At 63.9% G+C, this 18,918-nt stretch carries 15 protein-coding genes and 1 tRNA gene; 9 read left to right on the forward strand and 7 right to left on the reverse strand.

What is annotated here, in order from left to right; all coding sequences use genetic code 11:
• Positions 1-17: 17 nt before the first annotated feature.
• Positions 18-890 (reverse strand): alpha/beta fold hydrolase, encoded by an 873-nt coding sequence (locus tag C7C56_RS25615; RefSeq protein ID WP_106760175.1) that lies wholly within the window; start codon positions 888-890, stop codon positions 18-20.
• 252 nt (positions 891-1,142) lie between these two features.
• Here C7C56_RS25615 and C7C56_RS25620 point away from each other — a divergent pair, with 252 nt between their 5' ends.
• The gene (locus C7C56_RS25620) at positions 1,143-2,090 is read left to right on the forward strand and encodes a LysR family transcriptional regulator (RefSeq protein WP_106760176.1); all 948 of its coding nucleotides are present in this window, start codon (positions 1,143-1,145) and stop codon (positions 2,088-2,090) included.
• 115 nt (positions 2,091-2,205) lie between these two features.
• Here C7C56_RS25620 and C7C56_RS25625 read toward each other — a convergent pair whose 3' ends face one another.
• Together C7C56_RS25625 and C7C56_RS25630 are read right to left on the reverse strand one after the other, a co-directional pair.
• Positions 2,206-4,521 carry a TonB-dependent receptor gene (locus tag C7C56_RS25625; RefSeq protein ID WP_229458999.1) on the reverse strand — a complete coding sequence of 772 codons (2,316 nt, stop codon included), beginning with the start codon at positions 4,519-4,521 and terminating at the stop codon, positions 2,206-2,208.
• 359 nt (positions 4,522-4,880) lie between these two features.
• Positions 4,881-6,050 carry a GNAT family N-acetyltransferase gene (locus C7C56_RS25630; RefSeq protein ID WP_106760178.1) on the reverse strand — a complete coding sequence of 390 codons (1,170 nt, stop codon included), beginning with the start codon at positions 6,048-6,050 and terminating at the stop codon, positions 4,881-4,883.
• A 138-nt stretch (positions 6,051-6,188) separates the two neighbouring features.
• Between C7C56_RS25630 and C7C56_RS25635 the strand changes: the two genes are divergently transcribed.
• On the forward strand, positions 6,189-7,808 hold the full coding sequence (locus C7C56_RS25635) for an NAD+ synthase (protein ID WP_106760179.1): 1,620 nt from the start codon (positions 6,189-6,191) through the stop codon (positions 7,806-7,808).
• 36 nt (positions 7,809-7,844) lie between these two features.
• Positions 7,845-8,183: a P-II family nitrogen regulator gene (locus tag C7C56_RS25640; RefSeq protein ID WP_106760180.1), complete on the forward strand. Its 339-nt coding sequence runs from the start codon at positions 7,845-7,847 to the stop codon at positions 8,181-8,183.
• A 30-nt stretch (positions 8,184-8,213) separates the two neighbouring features.
• Here C7C56_RS25640 and C7C56_RS25645 read toward each other — a convergent pair whose 3' ends face one another.
• From C7C56_RS25645 to trxB, 3 genes are all read right to left on the reverse strand, one after another.
• Complete coding sequence (locus C7C56_RS25645) at positions 8,214-8,822, reverse strand: trimeric intracellular cation channel family protein (protein ID WP_106760181.1); 609 nt, start codon at positions 8,820-8,822, stop codon at positions 8,214-8,216.
• Between the two features lie 389 nt (positions 8,823-9,211).
• Positions 9,212-9,880 (reverse strand): Smr/MutS family protein, encoded by a 669-nt coding sequence (locus C7C56_RS25650; RefSeq protein WP_106760182.1) that lies wholly within the window; start codon positions 9,878-9,880, stop codon positions 9,212-9,214.
• Positions 9,881-9,884: 4 nt separating this feature from the next.
• The gene (gene trxB, locus C7C56_RS25655; protein WP_106760183.1) at positions 9,885-10,841 is read right to left on the reverse strand and encodes a thioredoxin-disulfide reductase; all 957 of its coding nucleotides are present in this window, start codon (positions 10,839-10,841) and stop codon (positions 9,885-9,887) included.
• A gap of 225 nt (positions 10,842-11,066) precedes the next feature.
• On the opposite strand from trxB, the gene C7C56_RS25660 reads away from it, so the two are divergent.
• Together C7C56_RS25660 and lolA are read left to right on the forward strand one after the other, a co-directional pair.
• On the forward strand, positions 11,067-13,421 hold the full coding sequence (locus tag C7C56_RS25660; RefSeq protein WP_106760184.1) for a DNA translocase FtsK: 2,355 nt from the start codon (positions 11,067-11,069) through the stop codon (positions 13,419-13,421).
• Positions 13,422-13,456: 35 nt separating this feature from the next.
• Positions 13,457-14,083 (forward strand): outer membrane lipoprotein chaperone LolA, encoded by a 627-nt coding sequence (gene lolA, locus C7C56_RS25665; protein WP_229459000.1) that lies wholly within the window; start codon positions 13,457-13,459, stop codon positions 14,081-14,083.
• A gap of 70 nt (positions 14,084-14,153) precedes the next feature.
• Here lolA and C7C56_RS25670 read toward each other — a convergent pair whose 3' ends face one another.
• Positions 14,154-14,603, reverse strand: a complete 450-nt coding sequence (locus tag C7C56_RS25670; RefSeq protein WP_181373354.1) for a Crp/Fnr family transcriptional regulator — start codon at positions 14,601-14,603, stop codon at positions 14,154-14,156.
• A 280-nt stretch (positions 14,604-14,883) separates the two neighbouring features.
• On the opposite strand from C7C56_RS25670, the gene C7C56_RS25675 reads away from it, so the two are divergent.
• From C7C56_RS25675 to C7C56_RS25690, 4 genes are all read left to right on the forward strand, one after another.
• Positions 14,884-16,185: a replication-associated recombination protein A gene (locus C7C56_RS25675; protein WP_106760187.1), complete on the forward strand. Its 1,302-nt coding sequence runs from the start codon at positions 14,884-14,886 to the stop codon at positions 16,183-16,185.
• Positions 16,186-16,265: 80 nt separating this feature from the next.
• Entirely contained in the window at positions 16,266-17,564 is a 1,299-nt protein-coding gene (gene serS, locus C7C56_RS25680; RefSeq protein WP_106760188.1) for a serine--tRNA ligase, read from the forward strand.
• A 140-nt stretch (positions 17,565-17,704) separates the two neighbouring features.
• Positions 17,705-17,795: transfer RNA gene (locus C7C56_RS25685), tRNA-Ser, on the forward strand.
• A 151-nt stretch (positions 17,796-17,946) separates the two neighbouring features.
• A partial coding sequence (locus tag C7C56_RS25690; protein ID WP_106760190.1) for a tyrosine-type recombinase/integrase occupies positions 17,947-18,918 on the forward strand: 972 nt, incomplete at its 3' end.

Raw genomic sequence — 18,918 nt, forward strand, 5'->3', positions numbered from 1 at the left:
ATGCGGACGTCGCGGCCCTAATCGACCTGCGACAAAAATTTGCGTATCGCCTCGCGCGCCGGCGCCTCGGTCAGCATCGGCGCGTGGCCCACATTGGGCACCTCGGCGTACTGCAGGGCCGGGGCGACGCTGCGCATGTAGCTCGCCTCGTCCGGCCCGACCAGGTCGGACAGGGCGCCGCGCACCAGCAGGGTGGGGCGCTTGCGCGCCAGCCGCCGGAACGCCAGCTTGGCGATAATCGAGCTGGTCTTGATTTTGCCGTTTTGCAGCGCGCTTGCGATGTTCGGATCGTACCGCAACACGAGCTGTCCTTGTTCGTTTTCAATGAACGCGCGATGCGCCCATTTGGTCCACTCGTCCGAGGGGTTTTCGGGAAACGCGCTCTCGTTGATGGTTTTGCAGTAGTTGGCCGCCGCGTCCCAGGATTCGAGCGCGCAGCCCTTGCCCGCGTACGCGGTGATCCGCTCGAGCCCCTGTTGCGCGAGCACGGGGCCGATGTCGTTGAGGATGGCCGCGCTGATCAGCCTGCTGCGGCGCAGCGCGACCGTCATGGTGATGATGCCGCCCATCGAGGTGCCGACGAACACGGCGCGCGCGATGCCCAGGGCGTGCGCCAGATTGATGATGTCGGTGGCGTAGACCATCGCGTTGTAATGCGAGGGATCGGGATCGAAGGCCGAGTTGCCGCGCCCGCGCACGTCGACGGCGAGCACGCGGCGCCCCTGGCTGGCGATCCACGGGGCCAGTTCTTCGAAGTCGGCCGAATTGCGGGTAAGTCCGTGGATGCAAATGACCGGCAGTCGCGCCGGCCCGCTGGCAGGCGCGTAATCGCGCGCATACAGCTGGAGGCCGTCGCTACTGGTGTAAGTCGTTTCGGTAAATGGGGACACGTTGGACCAGTCTATGGATGTAAGTGGCGCAGGTTTCGCATGCCAAGCAGTGTGCGCCAAATGGCTATGCGGCGGAAGGGAACTGCGCGAACACCCTTTGTGCATTTATGCACAAGCGCAATGCCAACGCCCGGCCCACGCCCGGGCCAGGGCATGATCCAGATTGATCCATGTCGAAATTCGCGTGCCCCCCCGTTCCGGGCGTAAGTAAATAATTGCCAGCTGATTGTGCATTGATGCACAATGGTCCGCATGAAGACATTGCCTGAATGGACGGACCTGCGCTACTTCCTCGAGCTCGCGCGCGCCGGCACCTTGTCGGGCGCCTCGCGCCGGCTCGAGGTCGAACACACGACGGTGGCGCGCCGCATCGACCGCCTTGAAGCGCAGTTGGGGTCGACCCTGTTCGACCGCTCGCGCGAGGGCTACGAACTGACCGAAATGGGCCTGGCCCTGATGCCGCACGCGGAAGTGATGGAAAGCGCGGCGCTGGCGGCGCAGGACCAGTTGAGCGGCAACCAGATCGAGGTGCGTGGCGTCGTGCGCCTGGGCGTGCCGGAGGCGCTCGGGGTGCGCGTGATCACGCCGCTGCTGTCGCGCTTTTTGCAGGGGCATCCCGACCTGTCGATCGACTTGCTGGTGCAGCCGCGCTTTGCCAACCTGGCCAACCGCGAGGCCGACCTCGGCGTGATGCTCGACGCGCCCAGCACGGGTCGCTACATGGTGACGCGGCTGGTGTCGTTCCGGCTGTACCTGTACGCCTCGCCGGCCTACCTGGCGCGCCATCGGCCGATCCTGCGCCAGGCCGATCTGGCCGAACACGACTTTGTCGACTACGTGCAGGACCGGCTGGCCAGCAACGAGCTCAATTTTCTCGACGAACTCGGTTTCGTGCCGCGCCGGCGCCTGTGCTGCACCGGCATGATGGCGCAGGCCGAGGCGGCGGCGGCCGGGCTGGGACTGATGATGGCGCCGCCCTACGTGATTCCAGAAGACGGGCGCCTGGTGCCGGTGCTGCAGCACGAAGTGTTTGCCGAGCGCTCGTACTGGCTGGTGGCGCCGGTGGACCTGTACCGGCTGCCCCGGGTCAGGACGGTGTGGAATTTGCTGCGCGAGTATGCCGACGCGCAGCCCGGCCTGTTCGTCAACGGCGGCCCGGCGCCTGTGGCGCTGCCGCTGCCGCGCACGCGCAAGGGGTAGCCGTTTCCATGCAGGTGTGCTTGCTGGCGTGTCCGCGGATGGACGTTTAAAACACTGGACATGAAAAAGGGGGAGGACGATTAATCGTCCTCCCCCTTTCTTTATGCGCCGCGCCTTAGAACTTCAGGCCGAGCGTCAACTTCACGGTGCGTGGGTCGCCGTAGAATGTGGTCACAGTGTTGAAGAAGCCGGCGAAATTATAGCCCGCGACCTTGTAGCGTTTGTCGGTCAGGTTGCGCCCGTGCAGGCCGACCTGGACCTTGCGGTCGGCGCTGGTCCACACCAGGCCTGCATCCCACAGCGAGTAGCCTTCCTGGGCCAGCATCAGGTTCGGCACGACCGCCGCGTCGAGACTTGGCACCCCGGCCGGCTTGATGATTTCAGTCTGGTACACCTTGCTCTTGTACGAGAGGTTGTTGTTCAAGCTCAGGGTGCCCTTGTTGCCGCCAAATGCCAGCGGCCACTCGTAATTGACTGCCAGGTTGCCGCTGTTCTTCGGCGTGTTCTGGAATTCGGCCGAATTGGCGACATTGACCAGCGCGGTGCCGTTCGACACCATCCACTCCTTGTACTGGGCGTCGATGTGGCTGTACATGCCGCTCACGGTCAGCTGGTTGGTGACGCGGGCGATCGCTTCGAGCTCGATACCCCTGATCTTCGCCTTGCCGGCATTGGTTAGCAAGCCTGCGAAGCCGGTCACGACACCCTGCGCGTTGAAGGTCGGGACGGAGCCGGGGATCTGCACTTCCTTGTAGTCGGTGTAGAACACCGCCATATTGGTTTGCAGGCGCGCGCCCATCATGTTCGACTTCAGACCCAGTTCAATCGACGCGACTTCCTCGGGGTTGACGCCCTGGCGCTTGATCAGCGAAGCGGGGGTGTTCGGGCCTCCCGTGGCCGCCAAGTCCATGCGCGGATCGTACATGCCGCCCTTGAAGCCTTCCGAGTAGGTGCCGTACAGATTGTGTTCGGGCGCCATCTTCCAGCCGAAGCCGAGTTTCGGCGTGAACTTGGTGTCCTTGCGATTGAGGTCGCTTTTGCTCATGTCGGTGTTCGGCGCAGCGGCGGGAATGGCGTTCGGATTGCCCAGCGTGGGCGATCCGGCCAGGCCCAGGTAGGTGCGCTTGTAGATGCGCGCCTTGCGTTCGTCTTCGGTGAAGCGTCCGCCGACGTTGATGTTGAACGTGTCCGACAGCGAGTAGCTGATGTCGGCGAAGGCCGCTGCCGACTTGCCGTCGATATCGTCGAGCGTGTACAGCGCCAGGCCGCCGGCCACGTTGTAGAGCACGTCGAATTCGTTGAAGGCGTTGGTCTTCATGAAGAACACCCCGGCCACGCCCTGGAATTTGGACCCGGTGTAGGTGAACTGGAGTTCCTGGCTGGTCTGCTTGTCGCTGTAGATGGTCGGCGCTTCGAACAGCGGGGTGTCGAGCGAATCGAAGTCGATCGGTGAGTACGACTTCGAGGAACGGCGCGCGCTGATCGACTTGAACGACAGATCGGAATTGATGGTGTAATCGACCAGCAGCGAGACGCCCTTGTTGACCACTTCCTGGTCGTGGCCGAGCACCTTGTACAGGTTGGCGCGGGTGTCGTAATCGCCCGGCAGCGGAGCGTAGTTGGTAGGCGCGGGGCCGGCGGTCAGGCGGTAGCCGTGGCGCGGCAGCGAATCGTCGTCGGTTTTGTCGGCGGCGAGGCGGATGAACAGGTCCGCGGTCGGCGTCGCTTCGATGCTGACGCGGGCGGCGCCGACTTCCTTGTTGTAATTGTCCTGGCCCGTGATGACGTTCTTGCCGAAGCCGTCGCGGTTGAAGCTGGCCACGCTGGCGCCGATGCGGATCATCTCGTTGATCGGCATGCTGCCCTTGAACAGGACGTCCTGCTGGCCGTAGTTGCCGAGCGCGCCCTTGAATTCGAAGGTCGGCTTGTTCGACAGCCGGCGCGTGACGTACTTGATGGCGCCGCCGATGGTGTTGCGGCCGTACAGCGTGCCTTGCGGGCCGCGCAGCACTTCGATGCGTTCGAGGTCGTAGATGTCGGTCAGCGCGCCCTGCGGGCGGGCCAGGTAGACGTCGTCGAGGTAGACGCCGACGCCCTGCTCGTAGCCGGCGACCGGATCTTGCTGGCCGATGCCGCGGATGAAGGCGGTCAGCGTCGTGTTGGTGGCGCGCGAGGTTTTGAGCGTGGTGCCGGGCACCAGATCGGCGAGGGCGGTAATGTCCGGAATGGCGCGCTTTTCGAGATCTGCGCCGGAAATCGCACTGACGGCGCCGGGCACGTCCTGGATCAATTCGGCGCGGCGGCGCGCCGTCACTACGACCTTTTCCATCCCGCTGGTGGCCGCTGGCGCGGCTTCAACCTGGGCATAGGCGCCCGTTGGAACGGCGATGGCGGGCAGGCCCATCACAACGGCCATGGAACGACGCAGCATGATCTTCTGTTTCCTGGTCAAACGCATTACGATCTCCTTCAGTTGTTATTGTATTGCGGGTCATTTATGCAATGCGATGGAGTGTGCACGCTTTAGCCACTCTCTGAAAGACAGAGGCTTGCACGGCCTGTGTGCAAAATTGCACACGGTGGCGCCCAAACCTGTTTTTGCGTACGGCCGGGCGCCGGCTCCTGCGATGCGTAAGCAGCTTGCCCGCCGGCGAGGGTCGGCGCGGGGCGAGTTGGTTCGGCCTTGATGTGAATCAATCGCAGTGGATCAAAAACCACACAACCGGGCCCGGCACTAGTGGACTTCAACGGATGAATCAGGAGGAGCCGGGCGGCAAGCGGGGCCGGAAATCAGGCGCCGGGCGGGCGCTTGAGGAAGGGATTGCGGTCGTCGAGTTCGTCGAGATAGTCGTCGATGCCGCCGTTCTCGCGCTCAAGGAAGCGCTCGATGGCGTCGGCAAACGCCGGGTGGGCCAGCCAGTGGGCCGACCAGGTGCGGGTCGGCAGGAAGCCGCGCGCCATCTTGTGCTCGCCCTGCGCGCCGCCCTCGAACACGGCGATTTTTTGCTCGATGCAGAACTCGAGCGGCTGGTAGTACGCGGCCTCGAAATGCAGGCAGGGCACGTGTTCGAGTTCCCCCCAGTAGCGCCCGAACAGGGTGCGCTCGCTGTGGATCACGAGCGAGGCGGCGATCGCGTGGCCGCCCCGTTCGGCGATCACGAGCAGGATGTTGTGCGCCATCGTGCGCCCGATGCGCAGGAAAAAATCGAGGTTCAGGTAGGGCGTCGAGCGGTGCGCGGCGTAGGTGTGCTCGTAGCAGCGGTGGAACAGGCGCCAGTCGTCCCCGCTGGCGTCGAGCCCGCGCACGCGCCGCAGCGTCACGCCCGCCTCGCGCACCTTGCGCCGCTCGGCGCGGATGTTCTTGCGCTTCTTGTGCTCGAGCGTGGCGAGGAACTGCTCGAAGTTGTCGTAGCCCGCGTTGAGCCAATGGAACTGCACGCCGCTGCGCAGCATGAAGCCGGCGTCGGCCAACTGCCGCACCTGGTCTGCCGGCGGATACAGGATGTGGGTCGACGAGACGGCGCTGGCCTCCTGGGTGGCGCGCAGCACAGCGAGCAGGGCGGCGCGCGCGTGGGCGTCGCGCGCCAGCAGCCGCGGGCCCGTCACGGGCGTGAACGGGATCGCCGAGAGCAGCTTGGGATAGTAGTCGAGCCCGTTGCGCTGGTAGGCGTCGGCCCAGGCCCAGTCGAACACGTACTCGCCGTAGGAATGCATCTTGACGTACAGCGGCATGGCGGCGGCCAGCTCGGCGCCGTCGTAGAGCGCGACGAACTGCGGCTGCCAGCCGGTCTCGGTGCAGGCGCCGCCCGACTCGTGCAGCGCGTGCAGAAAGGCGAACGAGACGAAGGGATTGGGATCGGGCTGGGCGGCGGCGAGCGCGTCCCAAGCCGCCTGCCCGATCTCGGAAAGAGAAGATACGATATGCGTGCGATAATCCACTTTTGTCGGTAATGCATCCATGCGCGCTGACTTCCCATTTTTTTTGGTTGTTTTTTAACTCAACCTTTTTAGCTCACGCTTTTAAGCCCACGCTATTAAGCCCACGCTATTAAGCTCACGTTTTTAATCTCACTCTTTTAAGCTCACTGCTACGCCGTCATGACAGTCAAAGTCGCCATCGTCCAAATGAACAGCACCGTCGGCGACCTCGCCGGCAACAGCGCCAAGATCGTGCAGTGGGCCAGCCGCGCCGCCGCCGCCGGCGCCGACATCGTGCTGACCCCGGAGCTGTCGCTGGTCGGCTACCCGCCCGAAGATCTCCTGCTGCGCAATGCATTTTACGCAAAAACGCGCGAGACGTTGGCCGCCCTGGTCGCCGAGCTGGCCCAGTTCCCCGGCCTGCACGTGGTGGTCGGCCATCCGTCGATGGACGCGGCCACCGGCGCGCGCCACAACAGCGCGAGCGTGCTGGCCGACGGCCGTGTGCTCGGCAGCTATCACAAGCACGAGCTGCCCAACACCACCGTGTTCGACGAGAAGCGCTATTTTTCGCCGGGCGAGGCGCCGTGCGTATTTACGGTCAAGGGCGTCGGTTTCGGCGTCAACATCTGCGAAGACACCTGGTTCATGCGCGCGCCCGCGCTCGCCAAGGCGGCCGGCGCCGAGGTGCTGCTGGTGCCGAACGGTTCGCCCTTCCACATGAACAAGCAGCACCTGCGCTACGAAACCATGCGCCAGAACGTGTGCGCGCAGGGCATGTCGCTGGTGTACGCGAACCTGGTGGGCGGGCAGGACGAGCTCATTTTCGACGGCGACTCGTTCGTCATGGACGCCGGCGGCGCGCTGTGCGCGCAGCTGCGCCATTTCGAGGAGGACCTGCTGGTGGTCGACTTCGACGGCGCGCGCCCGCTCGCGCACGCGCTGCCCGAGCCGCTCGCGCTCGAGGCCCAGGTCTACCAGGCGCTGGTGCTGGGGGTGCGCGACTACATCGGCAAGAACGGCTTTCCCGGTGTGCTGATCGGGATGTCGGGCGGGGTCGACTCGGCGCTCACATTGGCCATCGCGGTCGACGCGCTAGGCGCCGACAAGGTGCGCGCGGTGATGATGCCGTCGCGCTACACGGCCGACATCTCGTGGATCGATTCGCGCGAGATGGTCGCGCGGCTCGGCGTGCGCTACGACGAGATCCCGATCGGCGCCTGCGTCGACGCGTTCGGCGCCACGCTGGCGGCCGAATTCGCCGGCCTGAAGGAGGACGCGACCGAAGAGAACATCCAGGCCCGCATCCGCGGCACGCTGCTCATGGCGCTGTCGAACAAGCATGGCAGCATCGTGCTCACGACCGGCAACAAGAGCGAGATGGCGGTCGGCTACTGCACCCTGTACGGCGACATGGCGGGCGGCTTCGCGGTCATCAAGGACATCGCCAAAACGCTGGTGTACCGTCTGTGCGACTACCGCAACGGCGTCGGCGACGTGATCCCGCAGCGCATCCTCACGCGCGGGCCGTCGGCCGAGCTGCGCGAGAACCAGCTCGACCAGGACTCGCTGCCGCCCTACGAGGTGCTCGACGCCATCATGCGCATGTATATGGAGGAGAACCACTCGGTGGCCGAGATCATCGAGGCCGGCTATCCGGCGGCCGACGTGACGCGCGTGACGCGGCTCATCAAGATCAACGAATACAAGCGGCGCCAGTCGCCGGTCGGCATCCGCGTCACGCACCGCGGCTTTGGGCGCGACTGGCGCTACCCGATCACTTCCCGGTTTTTTGAATGAAATTGTATGAAATTGAATGAAACTTAAGGAGACGTCATGAAACAGATCACCTGTGTAATCAAACCGTTCAAGCTCGACGAGGTGCGCGAGGCGCTGGCCGAAGTCAATGTGACGGGCCTGACGGTGACCGAGGTCAAGGGTTTCGGCCGCCAGAAGGGGCACACCGAGCTCTATCGCGGTGCCGAGTACGTGGTCGACTTCCTGCCCAAGGTCAAGATCGAAGTCGTGGTCGACGATGCGATGACCGACCAGGTGGTCGACGCGATCATCAAGGCCGCGCGCACCGGCAAGATCGGCGACGGCAAGATCTTCGTGCAAAACGTCGAGCAGGTGATCCGCATCCGCACCGGCGAGACGGGACCCGAGGCGGTCTGATTTGTTCGCGCCGGCCGCCGCCAGGACTGGCTAGCGGTGGCCGATGCGCATGTCGAACTTCCACGACATCAGGCGCAGCCCGGTGATGACGGTCGCGCTCGACCAAAGCGCGAAGTCGTTGGAGATGTCGAACTGCAGCATCAGCAGGTACATGCAACTGCCGATGAAGGAACAGATCGCGTACGGTTTGCCGTCGCGAAACACCATCGGCACCTCGTTGCACACGATGTCGCGCAGCACGCCGCCGAATATCCCCGTGATCACGCCCATCATCGCGGCGATGAAGACCGGCATCTCCGAGGCGAGCGCGGCCGACACGCCGGCGATCGTGAACAGGCCCAGTCCGATGGCGTCGGCGACCACGATCAGGTTTTCGGAGACGATCTGGCGCAGCTTGCGGATCAGCGGCGAGGCGATCAGTGCCAGCACGAAGATCAGGATCGCGTATTCCTGGTGGACCACCCAGAAGAACGGACGGCGGTCGAGCAACAGGTCGCGCAGCGTGCCGCCGCCGAACGCGGTGATGAAGGCGACCGTGAACACGCCGACCAGGTCCATGCGCTTGCGCCGCGCCTCGATGAAGCCGGAGAACGCGCCGACCAGAATGGCGCTGATTTCGATGATGAGGATGAGGGACATGCGGGGCGGCTGGTGTGGATGTGGGGAAACTTGCTAGCCTAATATGATAGCGGGTTTTCAGTGACGCAACAAAAGAGCTGTCAATGGCAGAAACGATTCCTCGCAGAGGCGGGGGCCATGCTGTCGCACCAAGTTTGAACCCGTGACAATCTTACGCAAGGTGTATGTCAGCTCAGCATGGATCCCCGCCTTCGCGGGGACGACGGTGGGGCGCAGCTATCCCGTGCAACGTGTAGGCAAGCTCAGCATGGGTCCCCGCTTTCGCGAGGATGACGTTGGTTACTTTATCAATGAAGGTCGGTAGCTCGATTTCTGCCGAGTTAAAGACAAGACTTAACGGGGAGTCGTTTCTGCCATTGACAGAAACGACGGGGAGGGCGGCCGTCGCGTCACTGGTCGAGCGCGGCCTTGAGCAGCACGATCAACGCCCCGTAACCGCCATCGGCCTTGTTGGCCACGCAAAACGCGACAACCTCGTCCTTTTGCACCAGCCAGCTGTGCACCATCGAACGCAGCACCGGCTCGCCGTTGGCCGAACCGAGCCCCTTGCCGTGGATGATGCGAACGCAGCGTTGCCCGCGCAGCGTGCTGCGGCGCAGGAAGTCGCCGACCTGGTCGCGCGCCATTTCGCGGTCCATGCCATGCAAGTCGAGCTCGCCCTGGACGGGCCAGTGCCGCTTGCGCAGCTTGCGCACGACGTCGCCGCCCACGCCCGGGCGCGAGTAGCTCAGCGTCGGATCGTCGTCGAGCAGGCCGTCGACGTCGAACTGGTCCGACAGCGATTCGCGCAACACCAGCGCGTCGTCCTCGGCCTGGGTGCGCGCCTTGGGCGCCGGTCCGCGCACCGCGACCGGCGCCGAGGCCGGCCGCGCCACATGCCGGTCCGGCTGGGCGATGCGCTTGACCCCGCCGACGGCGCCCTGGAACAGATTGGCCTCCTGCTTTTGCTGGCGCTCGCGCCGCTCGCGTTCGGCCTTTTCGACCGCGCGCGCCTGCTCCTGGTCCTTGAGCGTGGCGCGCAGGGACTTGAGGTCGGCGAAGTCTTTCATCGAGGCCATTGGCTCAGCTTTCAAGGCTTTCAAGGTAGCGCTGCGCATCCAGCGCGGCCATGCAACCGGTGCCGGCGCTGGTGATGGCCTGGCGGTAGATGTGGTCCTGCACGTCGCCGGCGGCGAACACGCCAGGGATGTTGGTCGCGGTCGCCATGCCCTCGAGGCCCGTTTTGGTCTTGATGTAGCCGTTGTGCATGTCGAGCTGGCCTTCGAAAATGCCCGTGTTCGGCTTGTGGCCGATCGCCACGAACAAGCCGTGCACCGTCAGCGGCGTCACCGTGCCGTCGAGCGTCGACTTGATGTTCACCCCCGTCACGCCGCTGGTGTCGCCGACCACTTCGTCGAGAGTGTGGTTGTATTTGATGACGATCTTGCCTTCGGCGGCCTTGGCGTTGAGGCGGTCGATCAGGATCGCCTCGGCGCGGAACTTGTCGCGCCGGTGGATGATCGTGACCTTGCTCGCGATGTTGCTCAGATACAGCGCCTCCTCGACGGCCGTGTTGCCGCCGCCGACGACCGCCACCTCGCGGTTGCGGTAGAAGAAGCCGTCGCAGGTGGCGCAGGCCGACACGCCCTTGCCCATGAACGCTTGCTCCGAGGGCAGGCCGAGGTACATGGCCGAGGCCCCGGTCGAGATGATCAGGGCGTCGCAGGTGTACTCGTGGCTGTCGCCGAGCAGGCGGATCGGGGTTTCCTGCAGCTTGGCGGTATGGATGTGGTCGAACACGATGTCGGTGTTGAAACGTTCGGCGTGTTGCAAAAAGCGCTGCATGAGCTCGGGACCCTGCACGCCCATCGGATCGGCCGGCCAGTTCTCGACATCGGTGGTGGTCATCAACTGTCCGCCTTGCTCGACGCCCGTCACGAGCATCGGTTGCAGGTTGGCGCGCGCGGCGTAGACGGCGGCGCTGTAGCCGGCGGGGCCGGAACCAAGGATGAGGACGCGGGCGTGTTTAGGTGTGGTCATGGGAGGTTTCTGGTCGAAAGATGGGCGATGTATATAGAAATAGGGAAACTATAGTGAAACTGGGGCCGTTCGCGCCGCGATCAAGTGCGCCGCCGCGACAAATGCAAGCTAACAATTATAGTCGATCGCGCGCGCGCGCCCGAAATGGGGCCGCCTGACAATATTTGGCTTAGAATGAGCGCATCGCGCCCCATCGGGATGCTTGCAGGTAACGTTTCATAAAGTATGACAAAGACAAGCCAAACCCCCACCTACACCCGCAATCCCACGCAGCCGCGGCAACCGTTGCCGAACCGCCTGGTGCGCCTCCTGACCGAGGCGCGCTGGATCGCGCTCGCCGTGCTGTTCCTGTATTTCGTCATAATATTGCTCAGCTACAATAAGAGCGACCCGGGCTGGTCGCACGAGATCGTCAAGCTCAAGGTGAGCAACCTGGGCGGCAAGGCGGGCGCCTATCTGTCGGACTTCCTGCTGTTCATGTTCGGCTTTTCGGCATGGTGGTGGTGCATCTGCTTCCTGCGCATGATCTGGAAGGGCTACCGCAAGCTCAACGACGGCATCGCCCGGACCCCCGCCGGCGAGCCCGAGCACCACCACGAGGGCCTGATCCGCTGGGGCGGCTTCGTGCTCATGTTCGCCGGCAGCATGGGGCTTGAATTCCTGCGCATGTACAGCCTCGGCGTGGCCCTGCCGCGCGCCCCCGGCGGCGTGCTCGGGCAACTGATCGGCCATGGCGCCGACGTCGCCTTCGGCTTCACCGGGGCGACCCTGTTGCTGCTGATGTTGTTCGGCCTCGGCTTCAGCCTGTTCTTCCAGGTGTCCTGGCTCGCCGTCGCCGAGCGCATCGGCGGGGCGATCGAGGACGCGATCGTCTGGTTGCGCCTGTACTACCAGGACCGCGAGGACCGGCGCCAGGGCGAGGTCGCCGCCGTCAAGCGCGACGAGGTGCTGGTGCACGAGCGCGCCAAGCATGTCGAAAAGCACATCGCCGCGCCGCCGGTCAAGATCGAGCCGCAGATGGCGGTCGTGGTCAAGTCCGAGCGCGTCGAGAAGGAGCGCCAGGCGCCGCTGTTCCGCGACCTGCCGAACGACTCGGGGCTGCCGCCGCTGGCGCTGCTCGACGAGCCGCAGGCGGTGCAGGAGACGGTCTCGGTCGAGACGCTCGAATTCACGAGCCGCCTGATCGAGAAGAAACTGTCCGACTTCAACGTCGAGGCGAAGGTCGTGGCCGCCTATCCGGGCCCGGTCGTGACGCGCTACGAGATCGAGCCGGCCACGGGCGTGAAGGGCAGCCAGATCGTCGGCCTGGCGCGCGACATCGCCCGATCGCTGTCGCTGACCTCGATCCGCGTGGTCGAGACCATCCCCGGCAAAAATTGCATGGCGCTCGAGCTGCCGAACCCCAAGCGCCAGATCGTGCGCCTGTCGGAGATCGTCGGCTCCAAGATCTACAACGACAACGCCTCGAGCCTGACGATCGCGCTGGGCAAGGATATCGCGGGCAAGCCGGTGATCGCCGACCTCGCCAAGATGCCCCACCTGCTGGTGGCCGGCACCACCGGTTCGGGCAAGTCGGTCGGCATCAACGCGACCATCCTGTCGCTGCTATATAAGAGCGACCCGGCCGACGTGCGCCTGATCCTGATCGACCCGAAAATGCTCGAGATGTCGGTCTACGAGGGCATCCCCCATCTGCTGGCGCCGGTCGTGACCGACATGCGCCAGGCCGGCCACGCGCTGAACTGGGCGGTCAACGAGATGGAGCGCCGCTACAAGCTCATGAGCAAGCTCGGGGTGCGCAACTTGGCCGGCTACAACGCCAAGATCGCCGAGGCCGCCAAGCGCGAGGAGCACATCCCGAACCCGTTCAGCCTGACCCCGGACTCGCCCGAGCCGCTCGAGAAGCTGCCGACGATCGTCATCATCATCGACGAGCTGGCCGACCTGATGATGGTGGTCGGCAAAAAGGTCGAGGAATTGATCGCCCGCATCGCGCAAAAGGCGCGCGCGGCCGGCCTGCACCTGATCCTGGCGACGCAGCGGCCGTCGGTCGACGTCATCACCGGCCTGATCAAGGCCAATATCCCGACCCGGATCGCGTTCCAGGTCTCGTCCAAGATCGACTCGCGCACCATTCTCGACCAGATGGGCGCCGAGGCGCTGCTGGGCATGGGTGACATGTTGTACATGCCTCCGGGCACCGGTCTGCCCGTGCGCGTGCACGGCGCATTCGTATCGGACGAGGAAGTTCACCGGGTTGTGAAATACTTGCACACATTGGGCGAGCCCAATTACATCGACGGCATCCTCGACGGCGGCACGCTCGAGGGCGAAGGTGGCGCCGAGGGTGGCGCGGTGGCGGGCGAGGGCGGTGGCGAGGCCGACGCCCTGTACGACCAGGCGGTCGCGGTGGTGCTCAAGAACCGGCGCGCGTCGATTTCGCTGGTGCAGCGACATTTGCGCATCGGCTACAACCGCGCCGCGCGCCTGCTCGAACAGATGGAAAACAGTGGCGTGGTTTCGCCAATGCAATCGAACGGCAACCGCGACATCCTGGTGCCGATCGCCAATGCAGAATAGGCATTACTTACTAAAGGAATCAAATGCGCTTCACAATGACTAAATCGCTGGGCATGTTCATGGCCGCGGGCTTGCTGGCTTTTTCCGGCATGGCGCAGGCCACCGCACTCGATCAGTTCAAGACCTTCGTGGCCAGCACCAAGGCCGCGCGCGGCGAGTTCGTGCAGACCCAGGTGCGCAAGACGCCGACGAGCAAGGTTGCCGCGCCGGCCAGCGGGACCTTTTTATTCGCCCGCCCGGGCAAGTTTATCTGGTCGTACGTCAAGCCCTACGAGCAGGTGCTGCAGGCCGACGGCGACAAGCTCTATATTTACGACAAGGACCTGAACCAGGTGACCGTCAGGAAGCTGGGCGACGCGCTCGGTTCCTCGCCGGCCGCGATCCTGTTCGGCAGCAACGACCTCGACAAGAATTTCACGCTCAGCGAAGCGGGCACGCGCGACGGCATCGAATGGCTCAAGGCGGTGCCAAAAGCGAAAGACAGCGCCTTCGCACAAATCAGCATCGGATTGCGCGACGGCCAGCCGGTGGCGATGGAGCTGAACGATGCCTTCGGCCAGGCGTCGATGCTGACGTTTAAAAAGTTCGAGAAGAATCCGCCGCTCGCCGCGCAACAATTCAAATTCGTCATGCCGAAGGGCGCTGATGTTTTTGAGGGGTAGGCGCGGAGGTTGAGCGCGAAACCTAAGCGCGAAACCTAAGCGCGAAACCCAAGCGTCACCTAAGTGTCACCTAAGCGCCCAGAAAGTCGGCCATCAGGGTCGAGGCGCGGCGCAGGCGGCGCGACAACTGGCGCGCCAGGCAGGCCATGAAACGGTAGGCCAGGTCGGGGTGGTCCTTGGCAAACTTGTCCATATTGGTCGCCGTTAAGGTCAGCAGCTCGCAATCGGTCTCGGCAATGCAGGTTGCCGAACGGGCCGCATGGTCGATCATGGCCATTTCGCCAATAATCTGCCCGCGCAATTCGTGCGCCATCAACTGGCAGCCGTGCTCGTAGCCCTTGAGGATCGACGTGCTGCCGCTGATGAGGATATACAACTCGTTGCCGGTGTCGCCTTCCCGGAAAATCACAGCGTCGGCCGACTTGGCCTCCAACTGCAGATAGGGAGCGAAGCGTTCCAGTTCAGGGTAGGTGAACTCCTGGAACAGGTCGAGCTCATCAAGAATTTCGGCGATCTTCATCTCTATTCCTTCTCCGCACGCTCCCGTCGAGGCGCGCTCATGTGTTAACGAGGATAGCACTAAAGTTGCCGTGCGAACAGAAGTTGCGGCGCTGTTTTTGGTGCGCCGAAAACGCCGGGGCGGGAACTGTGCACGTTCGCCAATGGTCATAACTGTGACCCTGTGGGCCCGCATGCGCTAGACTATGCGCTCTCGACTTTTTGCTATCGGTTGCCCATGACACCACGCCAACGTTGCGCGTTCTCTTCGCTGTCCCAGCCCTGTAAAGGGAGGGTACGCGGTGGATGACCTGTTCAAGAGCGCACCACGGGCGCCGCTGGCCGAGGCATTGCGGCCGGCCACCATCGACGAAGTCATCGGCCAGAGCCATCTGCTCGGGCCGGGCAAGCCGCTCAACCTCGTGTTCCGCTCGGGCCGGCCCCACTCCATGATCCTGTGGGGGCCGCCCGGCGTGGGCAAGACCACGCTCGCGCGCCTGACCGCCAACGCCTTTGGCTGCGAGTTCATCGCCTTGTCGGCGGTGCTGTCGGGCGTCAAAGACATCCGCGCCGGCATCGAGCAGGCCGAGCACTTCTTGGCGAGCGGCAAGCACACTATCCTGTTCATCGACGAGATCCACCGCTTCAATAAATCGCAGCAAGACGCCTTGCTGCCGTTCGTCGAGTCGGGCCTGGTCACGCTAATCGGCGCGACCACCGAGAACCCCTCGTTCGAGGTCAACTCGGCGCTGCTGTCGCGCGCGCAAGTGTATGTGCTCAAGGCGCTGACCGACGCCGAAATGCTGCTCTTGCTCAAGCGCGCGCAGGACTACGGCCTTGGCGGCCTCGCGTTCGACGACGTCGCCGTCGCCACGCTGATCGGCTACGCCGACGGCGACGCGCGGCGCTTCCTGAACCTGCTCGAGCAAACCCGCACCTCGGCCGAGACATCGGGCGTCACGGCCATCACGGGCGAATTCGTCGACAACGCGCTCACGCTCAACTCGCGCCGCTTCGACAAAGGAGGCGACAATTTTTACGACCAGATTTCGGCGCTGCACAAGTCGGTGCGCGGCTCGCACCCCGACGCCGCCCTGTACTGGCTGTGCCGGATGCTCGACGGCGGCGCCGACCCGCAATACCTGATGCGCCGCATCGTGCGCATGGCCTGGGAGGACATCGGCATCGCCGACCCGCGCGCGATCCAGATCGCCAACGATGCGGCCGCCACCTACGAGCGGCTCGGCTCGCCCGAGGGAGAACTGGCGCTGGGGCAGGCCGTCATCTACCTGGCCATCGCGGCCAAGAGCAACGCCGGCTACAACGCCTACAACCGGGCCGTCGCCTTCGTCAAAAAAGACAAGTCGCGCGAGGTGCCGGTACACCTGCGCAACGCCCCCACCAAGCTCATGAAGGAGCTCGGCTACGGCCACGAATACCGCTACGCGCACGACGAGCCGAACGCCTACGCGGCCGGCGAGACCTATCTGCCCGACGGCATGGCCGAACCGCGCTGGTACGAACCGGTGCCGCGCGGGATCGAATCGAAGATCGCCGAAAAACTCGCCTGGCTGCGCGGGCTCGACAGCGACGCGCGGGGGTAAGTGTGGTCTGACAAATCTCGCGGGGAATGGTGTCCGGCTTGGTACAATTGCGGTTTCGACATACCGGCAATCCTCATCCCATGATAGACATCCAACTTCTCCGTAAAGATATCGACACCGTTGCGGCCCGCCTGGCAAGCCGCAAGTTCCAGCTCGACGTCGCCGTTTTCACCGCGCTCGAAGCCGAACGCAAGGCGATTCAAACCCGCACCGAAGAGCTGCAAAGCAAGCGCAACTCGCTGTCCAAGCAAATCGGCATGCTCAAGGGGAAGGGCGAGGACACGACGGCGCTGATGGCGGAAGTGGGCGGCCTCGGCGACGCGCTCAAGAGCAACGAGACCGCGCTCGGCGAAGTGCAGCTCAAGCTGGCCGCCTTCATGGAGTCGCTGCCGAACCTGCCGCACGAATCCGTGCCCGCGGGTATCGACGAATCGGGCAACGTCGAAGTGCGCAAGATCGGCACCCCGCGCGCCTTCGACTTCGAGGTGCGCGACCACGTCGACGTGGGCGGCACGCTTGGACTCGATTTCGACACCGCCGCCAAAATAACGGGCGCGCGCTTTTCCTTCATGAAGGGTGGCATCGCGCGCCTGCATCGCGCCTTGTCGCAGTACATGCTCGACACCCATACCGGCGAGCATGGCTACACCGAGTGCTACACACCGTACATCGTCAATGCCGATTCGCTGCGCGGCACCGGCCAGCTGCCCAAGTTCGAAGAGGACCTGTTCGCCGTCAAGAAGGGCGGCCAGGAAGGCGAGGGCGGCGCGCTCTATCTGATCCCGACGTCCGAAGTGTCGCTGACCAACTCCGTGCGCGACGAAATCATCGCGACCGATGCATTGCCGATCAAAATGACGGCGCACACGCCATGCTTCCGCTCGGAAGCGGGAAGCGCCGGCCGCGACACGCGCGGCATGATCCGCCAGCACCAGTTCGACAAGGTCGAGTTGGTGCAGGTGGTCCATCCCGACAATTCGTATGCGACGCTTGAAGAAATGGTCGGGCACGCCGAGGCCATCCTCAAAAATCTGGGCTTGCCGTACCGCGTGATGTCGCTGTGTACCGGCGACATGGGTTTCAGCGCAAGCAAGACGTACGACCTGGAGGTGTGGCTGCCCGCGCAGAACACCTACCGTGAGATCTCCTCGCTGTCGAACTGCGAGGCCTTCCAGGCGCGCCGCATGCAGACGCGCTTCCGCAACGCGCAAGGCAAGCCGGAGTTGCTGCACACGCTTAACGGCTCGGGCCTGGCGGTCGGACGCACGCTCGTTGCCGTGCTTGAGAACTACCAGCAGGCCGACGGCAGCGTCGAGATCCCCGCCGTGCTGCGTCCGTACATGGGTGGCCTCGAGCGCCTGAGCCCGGCGAAGGGCTGATCAGCAAGAGGGAGGGGGGCGCATTGATATGTGCCAAAAAAAGTTGAGTGAATCGCGCTTTTGACCCTTCCGTTTTCCTACATGCCTTGCTATAATCTCGCTTCGCTTGCAAGGCATCGTGAGCGCGACAGACCGATTCAGGAAAGGTGGCAGAGTGGTCGAATGCACCGGACTCGAAATCCGGCGTAGGATTATGTCCTACCGTGAGTTCGAATCTCACCCTTTCCGCCAGTAGTAAGAAAAAAGCTCCCTCACGGGAGCTTTTTTTTCGCCTCCCCATAGGGGAAATCTCAAAAGTGACGTCCGCCAGCGTCCGCCGGAAAACGGTACAATCCACGTGTCGAACATGGGTACAAACGTGGGTAGGGATACGGCGCTGAAGATGCACAAGCTGTCGGCTGTGGGCGTTGGCAGGATCAGCAAGCCGGGCCATTACGGTGACGGCATGGGGCTGTGGCTGCAAGTGTCGAAGTCAGGAACCAAAAGCTGGGTATTCCGCTACACCCTGAATCACCGACCTCGCGAAATGGGGCTAGGTTCCGTGCTCACGGTGAGCCTGTCTGCAGCGCGCGAGAGGGCCAAGCAGTGCCGCGCGCTTCTACTGGAGGGGCACGACCCCCTCGACAAGCGCGAGGCCCAGAGAACGGCCGACAAGCTCGCCCTGGCGAAAGCCATTTCGTTCGATAAGTGTGCTGCGGCCTACATTGCGGCCCACAAGGGCAGCTGGAAAAATGCGAAACATGCGAGCCAATGGGAGAACACCCTTGCCACTTACGCGACGCCGCTGATAGGAGCTTTGCCGGTCGCCGACGTTGACACCGATTTGATCGTCAAGGTGCTCAGCCCGATCTGGGATACGAAGACCGAAACGGCAACGCGCCTTCGCGGTCGTATCGAAAGCATTCTCGACTGGGCCACCGTGAGCAAGTTCCGGCAGGGCGAGAATCCCGCGAGGTGGCGCGGCCATCTCGAAAATCTGCTGGCAAATCCCAACAAGATCGCCCCTGTGCGCAATCATCCCGCATTGCCGTGGCGTGAACTGCATGGCTTCATGTCGGATCTTGCCCTGCGCGAAGGCGTCTCCGCCCGCGCCGTCCACTTTGCGATCCTCACGGCCTGTCGTTCGGGAGAAGTTCGCGGCGCGCAATGGAGCGAGATTGATTTAGAGGCCAAGGTGTGGACGGTTCCCGCGGAAAGGATGAAGGCCGGCAGGGAGCACAGGGTCCCGCTTTCCACTGCGTCGATGGACCTGCTGAAGTCCCTGCAGCGCGTAGGCGACCTCGTTTTTCCAGGGCGGGGTACAGACACCCCGTTGTCGGATATGAGCTTGACGGCCGTTCTACTGCGTATTTCG

It is taken from the genome of Massilia glaciei, assembly GCF_003011895.2.
GTDB classification, from domain to species: Bacteria; Pseudomonadota; Gammaproteobacteria; order Burkholderiales; family Burkholderiaceae_D; genus Telluria_A; species Telluria_A glaciei.